8 protein-coding genes are annotated in these 11,536 nt (G+C 58.0%); 5 read left to right on the plus strand and 3 right to left on the minus strand.

All coding sequences use genetic code 11. The annotated features are described in order from the left end of the window. Positions 1-52 precede the first annotated feature (52 nt). Entirely contained in the window at positions 53-1,060 is a 1,008-nt protein-coding gene (locus I6F28_RS26620) for a M12 family metallopeptidase (RefSeq protein ID WP_225141975.1), read from the minus strand. Next, on the minus strand, positions 1,050-3,011 hold the full coding sequence (locus I6F28_RS26625; protein WP_225141977.1) for a gluzincin family metallopeptidase: 1,962 nt from the start codon (positions 3,009-3,011) through the stop codon (positions 1,050-1,052). The genes I6F28_RS26620 and I6F28_RS26625 overlap by 11 nt, the downstream gene beginning before the upstream one ends. A gap of 1,073 nt (positions 3,012-4,084) precedes the next feature. Here I6F28_RS26625 and I6F28_RS37860 point away from each other — a divergent pair. The 4 genes from I6F28_RS37860 (at position 4,085) to I6F28_RS26645 (ending at position 10,700) form a co-directional block, all read left to right on the plus strand. Further along, a complete protein-coding gene (locus tag I6F28_RS37860; RefSeq protein ID WP_225142075.1) occupies positions 4,085-4,558 on the plus strand; it encodes a helicase HerA domain-containing protein in 474 nt (157 codons plus the stop codon). A 547-nt stretch (positions 4,559-5,105) separates the two neighbouring features. Then, positions 5,106-7,172 (plus strand): tellurite resistance TerB family protein, encoded by a 2,067-nt coding sequence (locus tag I6F28_RS26635; protein WP_225130027.1) that lies wholly within the window; start codon positions 5,106-5,108, stop codon positions 7,170-7,172. After that, positions 7,169-8,491, plus strand: coding sequence for an ATP-binding protein (locus tag I6F28_RS26640; RefSeq protein WP_225130025.1), 1,323 nt, complete (start codon positions 7,169-7,171; stop codon positions 8,489-8,491). The genes I6F28_RS26635 and I6F28_RS26640 overlap by 4 nt, the downstream gene beginning before the upstream one ends. Then, on the plus strand, positions 8,460-10,700 hold the full coding sequence (locus I6F28_RS26645; RefSeq protein ID WP_225130023.1) for a DEAD/DEAH box helicase: 2,241 nt from the start codon (positions 8,460-8,462) through the stop codon (positions 10,698-10,700). The genes I6F28_RS26640 and I6F28_RS26645 overlap by 32 nt, the downstream gene beginning before the upstream one ends. A gap of 365 nt (positions 10,701-11,065) precedes the next feature. On the opposite strand, the gene I6F28_RS26650 is transcribed toward I6F28_RS26645, so the two are convergent. Then, a complete protein-coding gene (locus tag I6F28_RS26650; protein WP_225142084.1) occupies positions 11,066-11,428 on the minus strand; it encodes a hypothetical protein in 363 nt (120 codons plus the stop codon). Between I6F28_RS26650 and I6F28_RS37865 the strand changes: the two genes are divergently transcribed. Then, entirely contained in the window at positions 11,384-11,515 is a 132-nt protein-coding gene (locus I6F28_RS37865) for a LuxR C-terminal-related transcriptional regulator (protein ID WP_463671683.1), read from the plus strand. The genes I6F28_RS26650 and I6F28_RS37865 overlap by 45 nt on opposite strands. Positions 11,516-11,536 lie beyond the last annotated feature (21 nt).

Below are 11,536 nucleotides of genomic sequence, written 5' to 3' on the forward strand. Positions count from 1 at the left end.
CACGGGTGGGAGGTCCTGGGAGGCCTGAATCTCGATGAGGCGCGGCAAAGCGTTACGGTACCAGTTCCTCGTCCACCTCCACATCTTCCGATGGCGACCATTCGTCGGCGAGGCCCATTTGAGCTTGGATCGACGGTGCACCCTCTGACGAAACCTTCGGGTAGATCTGTCCCGCGAAGGCATAGTCGGTGGCGTTGATGTCCGAACCTCCCCGGATCGGCTGACCGTCTTTGGTAATCGATCCCGGAAGTTGATAGCACATGATCGAATCTTGGTCCGGTGGGGTGGCCATTATCGAATCCTGGCTGAGCGGTGTCAGCACCTGTTGGTCCACCATCTCACGAGACCACCCCTGTGTGCGCAGGAAGAAGTCATAGGCCTTTTGTGGGTCTATGAGGTCAACCAGCTCCTCACGCATGTGTTCATGCGGTAAGCCGAGTGTGTGCCCAGCTTCATGACGCACGACGCGATGGAATTCGCTGTCCGCTGTGTTCATGGTGAAACCCTGGAGGTTCAACGTCGGCCGATTACTGGGAATGTGCAGGATGTCGGTCCCGAGATAAGACCAGTATCCTGCTTGATTTCGCGAGATGCGCACCTTACCCACACCACGGGTCTCCACGAATGAGATCCCTGCGGTTTGGTTCCAGGCATTCATGTGCTGAATGATCCGGCGGCGCAGATCACTTGGCCCGCCATCCAGGAAGCTGACCGTGAGCCGGCGCTGTTGCGGGCCCCAATACTTACCAACCAAAACTGCAATCGCTGCTGGCGAGAGTACCAGGCCGCGTGCCACGGAGCCAATGGCACCGAAGTTAACTCGGTTCATGGGATTGATGGTCGTTGCAGTCTTTGCCGCTTTTTCGGCTAGACGGCCGGGCAGTTGCTTAATTGAACAATGCGCGTTTTTTCCACCCGCGTGGTTATGGGGGCGCCGCGCAGCTTCGCCGCCATTCGGCTTATCGTCCTCGTCCACATACCGTCCGGTATCCGACGCTGCCTGAGCCACCTCTGCGATTCTCATTAATGCTTGGCGGAGTTTCTGTTCGCTATCGCTCATGTCGTTCTCCTCTTGCTGGTTGCTGGACACCGACTGTTCCACCAAAGAGATGGCATATACCGGATCGCGACAGTTGGTGGCGGCTGCCGCGCTTCGTCCATCTCTTCGAACCGCCTTTACCGTCAAGATGGTCTGCTTGCGCTCGTATTCGGCGTTGATCCGTCACGGACTTTCGGATTGCATAGCGAACTCGGCCGTCCGGGCCGAGGATGACGGTTGAGCCGCCGATGACTTCAGTGAACGTTCCCGATATCTGCTTGCACCAACGCCGCTGGGTGATCTCGGCGACCGTATCGAAGGTGACCTGCCGGTCCGGGCCGATGCGGCGAAGGGAGCGAATAGAACCAACAACTGCAGGATCGACGTGATCTCCGTTCAGTTGCACGTCGCCCGGTAAAGCGCAGCCGAACGCGCGTGCGTACCCTGGCCGCATGACGTAGGATCCGAGTGCTTCGGCTTGCCGGCGCAGTTCGGTCTCGTCGGCTGCTCGTCCCGGGTCGCCTGCGAAACGTAACCTCTTGAAGTGCAGGTCTTCGATCGGCTCCATTTCCTTGTCAGGTGGTCGCCATAGCAGAGTGTCCTCCGCGAGATCGGGCACGTCATCCGGGTAGATACGCCGACGGGCGAAGGAATCGATGATGGCCTCGCGATAGCCGAAGGGGTCGTCCTGAACGAGATCGAAATCCGCAGTGATAACTGCTCGCAGATACTCGCCAAAACACAGGTCGAACGGCGGGCAGTAGTCGATGGCACGTATGCAAACCGAAAGGAACTGTGATGCCAGTGTGCTTGCTTGGTCCGCGAGAATTTCGCAAAGCTCCGAACCTGGAGCCTCACCGGGAGTTAGACGTGCCAGGCGAATGAATCGCTTTGTCTTCCGGCGAAGTATCGTCGCGAATGCTTCGAAAATGGCCGTTACTAGAAGCGAGCCACGCTCGTGCGGTTCGTTGCCAGCTTGATCATATCGTCGGACGCTGCGCTCCTCGTCTTGTCCAAGCCCCGCTGCATCGATGGCCGATCGCAACGGCCCGCCCGAACCCGTGGTATGTCCGAATTGGTTAGCGAGTGACAGAAGCAGCGCATCGGTCTCGAGTTTGCCGCCTGACCTCTCAATTGCGGCGCGAACGACATCCGAATACGAGAAGTGCATGAGCATCGCCACGAGGTCGGCAAAACCCTCGTGAAAGGCCGCGACATCCGGGTGGGTCGGCAGCCGAAAGCGCGGCCGAAGACCGTCCAGCAACGCATGGGTCATCTCATGCACGATGATGTCGTGTGAGAGACTCGTGAACACCCGACCGCCGGGTCGATTTCGTCCCTGAACGCTACCATCGGCAGTGTAGTAGCCGAACTTGAGTTCCCCTGCTGATGAATCGTAATAGGCATTGCGGCCGCAGAAGGCCTGTGGCCGAATTCTGAGCTTTGCATAAGCTTGACCAGGACGAGAGTGAAAGCCCCAGCACGGATCGCGTCCGAGCGCGCGTCTGAAGACATCGTACGTGGCCGCGCAGACCGCGTAGACCATCTGCTGCCGGAACATAGGGTCGGACGGCGAGGGGGGCCGTCCATTTTCTATCAGGATGCGAGGATCATCCAACTCGACCGGCTTGTTGAGCCGCCCCGTCGTCTCGTCCCAATCGACCACCTCCAGGATGCTGCCCGCGGGCCCCGAGCGCAATCGCTCGAATGGGACATTTAACACGGCCACAGCGCCATCCTGCCGACTCGCCGCTGGATCAAGCGTGTAGATCCTGAGCGGCCGATGGATCGGGTCCTGATGCGTTCGTTGATACGGTTGCAAAGAGGCGGTAGCTAGAAAGACCGGGTCCACTACAAAATAGTTGGCCGATGCAGTCAGCTCACGCTGTACCTTGCCGATCCTCGGGAAAGGTACACTCGATGCCCTTTCAGGCTTCACGTAAGGAAGGGGCGGGTGCGCCTGAATATCCATAAAACGACTCCCCAGCACAATTCAGCCAGCAGAGCGCGATCCTTTTGGCGTAGATTTCACCCGGGTCACCGAAACACTTTTTGTACATGGCGATCCAAGTTTATCGACATCCCACGTCAAAAGCGGCACGCAGATATTGCAACGTCCTTGGCCGCCGGTGTGTGAGCTGGTTCACTCTACAAGCTTGAAAAAGCCACCCGGCATTTAGCGGTCTAACTTAGTTCAATTCTTGCCAAGAATGGCGGGTCCGCCAATGTGCCCGCGAAGAGTATTGCTAAAGGTAAAGTAACTCGCGCAGTCGACGCTTGCCGCGGCCACAGTTGTCGCGTTGCCTGCTCCGGTCGAAGGTCATGTATGCTGCCCGACGACAGATTCCGTAGTTTAGTCCAAATCTCAACCGTCAGGTAGTTTTTGTCTCTGGGACAACTTGTCGCGCAACCGCCGGCGCACTCATGAGACTCTCGCGGCTTCGAATCTAGAAGGTTCGATGCTGATGGCATCTTGTCTCGCGGCAGGGCCGTTTGGCACCGGGCATTGGCTTTCGGGAACTCGCATCGCGCGGACGGTGGTTCGAACATTAGCCGACCCCTTCAAGCACACCGCGATCTTCTTGGATCTTATTAGACATTTCATCGTTCGGTGATGATGCGGCAGTCGATGGACTCGCGCACTACGCGACCTGCGCATAATCGGCCCTAGAGCTCTAAAACTATGTCCCGCATCTCTCGTATATCGGAAACCCGTTTGTGCCGTTGGTTGCCAGTTTTCCCGAGGATCGTTTTGAACGCACCGAAGCGATCCACGGTGCCGTTCGCGTCACGCATGATCTGAATATCAGCCTCAATCTCTTCAGATCTCTGACTTTCGCCGAAAATCCATTAATGTCTTGCACGACGATGAAATGCAACAATACGCATCACACCAAGTCACCTTCCTTGTCTCAAATTCGTGCACCACTTGGTGAAGGTAGCCGTCAGAATATTCAATTTCTTCAAGTATTCGTTTCCTTCGCGTTTCATCGAAGAGATCGCGCTTAGCAGATCTATGCTCCCAGCGGGTCAGCTCCAGTAGCCATCGGTAGCCATTCCGCTTCAGAGAGCTTGGAAGCCACGCTAGATCTGGATAAACTTGTTACTCGACATGCTGCAATCGTTGGATCGACCGGCGCAGGAAAATCGAACACCGTCGCAGCAATTTTGAAGGCCCTCACAACAGGATCCTTTCGCATAGCGAATACGGCGCCGCACGTTCAGACGAGTAGTCGGTGCGACGGTCTACGCTACGCTCTCGCCAGATCTGCCGTCAACGAGCCCCATTGTTCACGGCCGCGTTTATCGGGTCAGATAGGAAGCTTTGTACGCATTCCTCTCGGTTTTCTCAACGCATACGGGATCGTTTCGATGGTCGGCGCGGTGGCAGTGCCAGGAGAGGATCCGCTCATGACGGCGCGATCAGCGGAGTGTACGTTGGAGATTAAGCTCATAGGTGAGGCCTACCGCAATTCACCGTTTCAACGGGGACTAAGCGTTTATGCGATATCGCCTTAGGTGCCCGACAGGGCTTTTGCGATCCATAGTGTGCTGCTCGCACCTAGGGAAATCCCTAGGGTGTACGGGCGCTGATGCGGCTACGCCGATTTCGTATGACGGCACGGAACCAGCTCTGTGGTCGAATAAGGGTGGCACAGAGCCTCGTTGAACGGCACTTTCCCTCCTTGTGACTGACTATCGCCACGCTGTTGCCGCGAGTGGTGCATCGTGCAAGAGTCGCGCGAAGGAAGGCTACAGGGCGCGGGCTAGAGACTACAATTCCATGGGGCGACGAAGGGGTAAATCATCTGACGCCGGAACCATCTTCCTGATCCTGATCGGCGGATTGGTGGCGGCCGTTATGGCCATCTACCGGTTCGTTGTGGAACACGCAGCCGCAATAGGAGCGTTTGTTTTGGGGGCCGGGGTCGTTTGGCTCCTCTATCTCGCTCTGAGGGGCAGGTCGCAGAGCGTTTCTCCTTCCGACGGGCATTCCGAGCTTCCGAGTTCTGGTCAAAGCCCGCCACCAGCGATAAGCAAGCTTCGTTCGAGTGAGTCGCCGGCAGTGTGGTTGGCGGCGGGCGAAAGGGCAGTCTTCGGCAAGGCAGAAATTTCTGGGGGCATGTTCTACTACGGCGCCTTGATAGCTGGGCCGAACGGTGAGACCAGGCAGTATGCCATAAATCCCGCTCTGCCGGCGTACTCGCGGCAGCCCGATGTCGATGGTCAGTCGATGCCTTATTGGCCATCGTACGAGCAAATCTCGCCGGCCGCCCGACGTTCTTTTTTGGACTGGATGCGTACTGGACGGCGAGATCCCAGCTACGGCATTGGATATGTGTTTCTCTTCTTCTATGGCCTTGAGCACCGCGTGTTCATAGATCAAGGGTCAGATGTTCCCGCGGTTATTCAAGAAGTCGAAAGATTGCTTTCGATCTACGGTGCGAACAATTCCTTCCAGAACTACGCCACGAAATTCCTCAACGTTGTTCGGATATCGCGCGGCATCCGCTTGGCGTTGCCACCCCTTTCTGCCGAACGCAGCGTCGGTTCGGAGATGGAGCTCGCCACGCGTCTGTATCTGGCCGAGCGGCTCGCAGCGTCCCCGAGCGTTTCGGCTGACGACGCGCTCTATTGGGTTATGGCGATGCCGGACACCTATCTTAGAACCCCGGCCGTGAGGTGCTTCGAAGAATTTGTCGCATTGTGGAAGCTGCGTTTCGGCACACGCTTTCCCAAGGGTTTTGCCGTGAATTCCAAGGGCAACGTCTGGCTGCGGTATCGTGCTGCGAGCGGTGCGTTCGAAATCGACGTTCCAGGACAACATCAGCGCCAGCCTGATGCGAGCCTCCTCGTGCGAGACTTAGAGATTTTGAGGACTTTGCTAGACGATTGCACAAACGAGCTCGACAGCTTCAGCCGTCTGGTCGGTCGGAAACCGGCAGCAAGGCATTCGATGGCCGCGGCGGCGCTTCTTCCTATCGATCTTCAACGGGCGGCCAAAGTCGGTCCCGTGGAAGACTTCAGGCGCCAGATCGATTCCCTGGTAGGAAGCCAAGGCCGCGGCAGTACGACCGCACAGGTGCTCCTAGAGATGGCTGGGATCGAAATACCGGAAGGAGGCAAAATACCAAGTGCCGCTCTGGATACGCTGAGCGGCGCCTTGGATGTCGTTGGGATCGCAATAGAGCCCGATCGCCGATACGGGAGCGGCGCGCCTCGGGCGGACGACCAAGTGTTCGTGTTCCGGGCGGCTGACGGCGGCCCGGTGGATCCAGCCAGGGCGCCGTTTCGAGCGATGCGAGCGCAGATCGAAGTCGCTGTCCTGGCCGCTGCGGCCGACGGGGATGCATCGTACGAGGAATTACAGCGCACCATCGCAAGGATTAGGGCGGAAGGCGATCTATCGGGGGTAGAACAAGCCCGACTGATCGCGTTCGCCGTCATCACATTCAACAATCCGCCCAAGCGCGACAGGGTCATGCGCAAACTTGCAGAAACCAGTCAAAGCGAGCGGCAAGCAATAGCCGAGGCTGCGGTCGCGGTGATCGGCGCAAATCAGAATATCGATGCCGGAGAGGTCAAGTTCCTTGAGCGACTGCACAAGTCGCTAGGTCTGCCGACGGAGCGTGTGTATGCCGGTCTGCACCGCGCTGCCGCCGAGAAGGATGAGCCGGTAGCATTGACGGAGGAGGCTCGGGCGGCAGGCATCCCCATTCCAAAGCAGGCGCCCCCGGCTCCTCCCTCGGCGGGCATCAGAATCGATGCGGTCCGCTTGGAGAAGACCCGAAAGGATACGGAAGCTGTGTCCGCCTTGCTCGCCAACATCTTTACCGACGAAGGCCCGCCTCCTGTCCAAGCCTCTCCACTCCCAGCCGATCAATCCTTGGAAGGATTGGACGGTCCTCACGGCGAATTGGTCGAGTTACTTGAGCTTCGTGGATCAATGTCGCGTACGGAATTTGAGCGACATGCCAAGGAGGTCCGCCTGTTGCCGGACGGCGCAATTGAGCGCATCAATGACTGGTCGTTCGACCACTTCGACGAGCCGCTGATCGAAGAGGGAGACGAAATCGTGATAGCGGCGCACTTGAGAGAACGCATCGCCGAGATGAAGGCCAAGGCCGCATGAGCAAGCAAGTCAAGACGATCCGTCCACGCGAACGCGATACTATTATCCAGGCTCTTTCCGCCGGCGTTGTCCCACGCATCGGATTGCCTCACATCCAGGTCGGGCGGGCCAAGGAGATCGCCGCGATGCTTCGGGACATCGATCGCATTGCCGACGCGGGCGCCGCGATCAGGTTCGTTATCGGCGAATACGGGGCAGGGAAGACCTTCTTTGCCAGTGTAGTCAGGCTAATCGCGCTCGAGCGAAAATGCGTGACTATGCATGCCGACCTCTCGCCCAATCGGCGTATTCAGGCAAGTGGGGGGCAGGCCCGGGCACTCTATTCCGAGGCCGTCAACAATATGGCAACGCGCAACAAGCCTGAAGGGGGAGCTCTCCAAAGTGTCGTCGAGCGCCTGGTGACTGACGCCGCAAAGGAGGCGGCGGAGAAGAGCGTATCTGTCGAGAAGGTGATCGACGAAAAGCTCGGAGCGATTGCGCAATTAGCCGGTGGGTACGATTTTGCGACCGTGCTGAAGGCATTCTGGCGGGGCAGCGAGGAATCGAACGAGCTTCTCAAGCAAAACGCTATCCGATGGCTTCGTGGTGAGTATTCGACCCGTACCGATGCGAAGAGAGATCTCGGTGTGCGGACCATCATCGATGACGAGAACCTCTACGACAGCTTTAAATCGCTCGCATGCCTGGTAAGAGTCGCGGGCTACGCGGGACTGATCGTTATGATCGACGAGATGGCCAACATCTACAAGCTCCAGAGCGCTCAAGCGCGAAAGCAGAACTACGAGCAAGTACTCAACATTGTAAACGATGCGCTTCAGGGAAATACGTCAGGCATCGGTTTCGTCATGTGTGGTACGCCAGAGTTTCTTCTGGACACGCGCAGGGGCATGTTCAGTTACGAAGCTCTTCAGTCGCGGCTAGCCGAGAATTCCTTCGCTGCGGGCGGTCTCGTTGACATGTCGGGCCCCGTGATCAGGCTGCAGAGCCTGACGCCTGAGGATCTGCTTGTGCTCCTCGGAAACATCAGGATGGTCTTTGCGGGCGGGGATCCTACGAAGTATCTGGTTCCCGACGATGCGCTTACCGCCTTCATGGAGCACTGTGACCGAAAGATCGGGGCCGCATACTTCCGTACGCCGCGCTCGACGATAAGATCGTTCGTTCAAATGCTGTCGGTACTGGAGCAGAACCCGGACAGCCGGTGGCAGGATCTTCTTGAACGAGTGCCGATCGCTCCAGACGCACCCGACGACGTAGCGGAAGCGACGCCTAACAACGGGGACGACGATGAGCTCACCAGCCTCCGCCTCAAATCTTGAGGGGGCCTACGACAAGCTGCATCCGACGATCCGCCGGTGGATCTGGGATCAGGGATGGGACGAGCTCAGGGAAATACAGGCCCGTACCATCATCTCAGTCCTGGACGGCGACCGCGACATCTTGATCGCCGCCTCCACGGCAGCAGGGAAGACTGAAGCCGCGTTTCTGCCAGTTCTCACGAGCGTTGCCGATCGGGCGCTCGCTGGGTTCTCGGTCCTCTATATCAGCCCGTTGAAGGCATTAATCAACGATCAGTTCAAGCGGCTGGATGAACTCTGCGAAAACATGGCCATTCCGGTCGTGAAGTGGCATGGAGATGCCCCACAGACCGCGAAGAAACGGGCAATGGCCGACCCGCGAGGGATCTCGCTGATCACTCCCGAATCCATCGAGGCGATGTTCGTCCGCCGTCCGGGCGACGCGAAGCGGTTATTGTGCTCGGCGGACTTCATCGTCGTGGACGAGCTGCATTCCTTTCTTCAGGGGCCTCGCGGTCTCCATGTCGCTAGTCTGTTGCGGCGCATCGATGCCGTGTCGTCGCGGCCGGCGCGACGTATCGGGCTTTCCGCGACGATAGGCGACCTCGGTCAGGCCGCCGCTTGGCTTCGACCCACGATGCCTCAGCTTGTCGAAATCCTGGAAGCCAAGTCGGATTCACCCGAACTCAGACTTCAGGTTCGCGGCTATGTTGAGCCTCCGCAGCTGGACGACCCAGATCACGCTGAAGGCGCGAGCGGCATTCCCGAAGAGGCGGTAGTCCGGCGCGTAGCTCTGGACGATATTGCGGACCATCTCTATTCGACACTCAGAGGAACCAACAATCTTGTTTTCGGCGGTTCGCGTCGGACAGTGGAATCGACCGCGGATCGGCTCAGGAGGCGCTCTGAAAAGGCGAAAGTGCCCAACGAATTTTACCCCCATCACGGGAGTCTTTCAAAAACCATCCGCGAGGAGCTGGAGAACCGCCTCAAAGACGGAAAGTTACCGACGACCGGTATCTGTACGTCTACCCTCGAACTGGGGGTCGACATCGGATCGGTGAAGTCGGTTGCCCAAATAGGTGCGCCGAGATCACTCTCCTCTCTACGTCAACGCCTTGGGCGAACGGGACGCAGGAGGGGTACTCCGTCGGTCCTAAGAATCTACATTCGTGAACCAAACACCGATCAGGATACGGGTGTCATCGACCGACTACGCTCGAACACAATACGATCGGTGGCCGTCATCCGACTCCTGCTCGAGAAATTCGTCGAGCCGGCGGGGCAGGTACCCGAGGTTGCCTCCACGCTAGTCCACCAGATACTTTCGGTGATCGCCGAGCGCGGCGGAATACGGGCCCGCCCACTGTACGAGTTGCTGTGCGGTTCTGGTCCCTTCGCGATGATTTCTGCTGCAGAGTTCGCGCTTCTGTTGAAGCACTTGGGATCTGACGAGATCCGGTTTATAGAGCAATCACCCGACGGCACGATCATGCTGGCCAACGAAGGAGAGGCAGTCGTTCAATCGCGCAACTTCTTTGCCGTATTCGAGTCAGCGGAGGAGTGGCGGCTTACTGTGTCCGGGAGGACACTGGGGACATTGCCGATATCGTTCCCGGTCCATAAGGATAGCCTTGTCGTTTTTGCCGGGCAACGATGGATTGTGCAAGATCTCGACGAAAAGACCAACACACTTTTCGTGGCGCCTCACCCCGGCGGCGTCGTGCCACGGTTCGAGCGAGCGGATGGCGAGCGATTACACGATCGCTTAGCCGCAGAAATGAAGGCTGTCTATCTCGCGTCGGACGAACCCACTTATCTGGACCAAAGAGCGCGCGATTTGCTGGCGGAGGGCCGGGAGGCTTTCAGCGGTTTAGGTCTTGACACCACGAACGTGCTTCAGGAGGAGAAGGACGTTCACGTCTTTCTGTGGCGTGGATCGCAGGTGACGGCGGTTTTTGGAGCTGCCGCCGCTATGGTGGGTCTTCCCGGCCACGTGCATGATCTGGGATTGACCCTATCCGAAACGACCGTCGCGATGGCAAGATCTAAACTCGCAAGTCTGGCGGACTTCACTGCTGCAGACGTAGTTCGGGTTTCTTCGGCGGTCCAGAATATCACGGCTGGGAAGTTCAAAGATCAGGTCCCTGTCGAACTTGCAAGAACGCTGTGGGGCCGACAGAATACCTGCGAAATTGGTGCGATACCGGGCATAGCTCGGAGTATCTGATCCACAACGAGGCGTAGCGGAGGGGAAAAATGTATAAGCTCGCTGATTTAGCGCGCTCCCGCGATCGGCCCCCGGGTCCTGACCTAGGGAGGGATATTCGAATTTCTTTAGCTAGCTCAATCCGGTTAGCTTGACTCCCTCGACCTCGGTCCCCGGCGCACGCCATTCGGGGCGGCAGCTTCGCAATCGGCCACCGACCAGCGCGGGTGATCGTTAGGATTGGAGGTCGCCTTAAGCGGGAACCGGCCGTGAACCGAGGCGTGCTTTTCAGTCACGGCAGCAGAAATTCATTGCGTCTGAAGGCGAACTCAATCTAAGCTTGTGCGCATATTTGATGTTTACATGGATTCCGAAGTTCTTTTGACCTATCGGCGGTATCGCCGAAAGAACGTGTGTCTTGCCGAATGCCCTCCAATCGATCTCACATATCGACCTCCGACGCTATCGAGTACCAAGGTCAGCGCTGCGTTGCGTCGCACCAATCCAGCTTCGAGAAACATCGTATACATGCCGATGCGTTTGCCGCGCAGCTCGGTGGAGAGTCGCTGCCCTGCGACGACGGTGCAGACCCAGTCCCGACGCAGTCGTTCACTTGTGAAGTGCCCGGCGCCGACAATCCACTCCTGACGCCGCAGGAAGTCGCCTGCCTCGAATGGTGCAAAGAGGGGAAAACGAACTGGGAGATCGGTGGGATTCTCCGGATCTCCGAGAAAACCGTCGAGTTTCATCTCGGCAACGTAAAGAGAAAGCTTGGGGCGACGAACAGGATCAGCGCGGTCGTTATCGGCCTTCGGTATGGGCTCATCTCGCTCTAAAAACTTCCGTCCCCCAACGGC

Source organism: Bradyrhizobium sp. NBAIM14 (genome assembly GCF_020193895.1).
GTDB classification, from domain to species: Bacteria; Pseudomonadota; Alphaproteobacteria; order Rhizobiales; family Xanthobacteraceae; genus Bradyrhizobium; species Bradyrhizobium yuanmingense.

Coding starts and splice junctions, on each gene's coding strand:
- I6F28_RS26620 (WP_225141975.1), bottom strand. CDS start 1,060: ATGAGCGATAGCGAACAGAAACTCCGCCAAGCATTAATGAGAATCGCA.
- I6F28_RS26625 (WP_225141977.1), bottom strand. CDS start 3,011: ATGGATATTCAGGCGCACCCGCCCCTTCCTTACGTGAAGCCTGAAAGG.
- I6F28_RS26640 (WP_225130025.1), top strand. CDS start 7,169: ATGAGCAAGCAAGTCAAGACGATCCGTCCACGCGAACGCGATACTATT.
- I6F28_RS26645 (WP_225130023.1), top strand. CDS start 8,460: ATGAGCTCACCAGCCTCCGCCTCAAATCTTGAGGGGGCCTACGACAAG.
- I6F28_RS26650 (WP_225142084.1), bottom strand. CDS start 11,428: ATGAAACTCGACGGTTTTCTCGGAGATCCGGAGAATCCCACCGATCTC.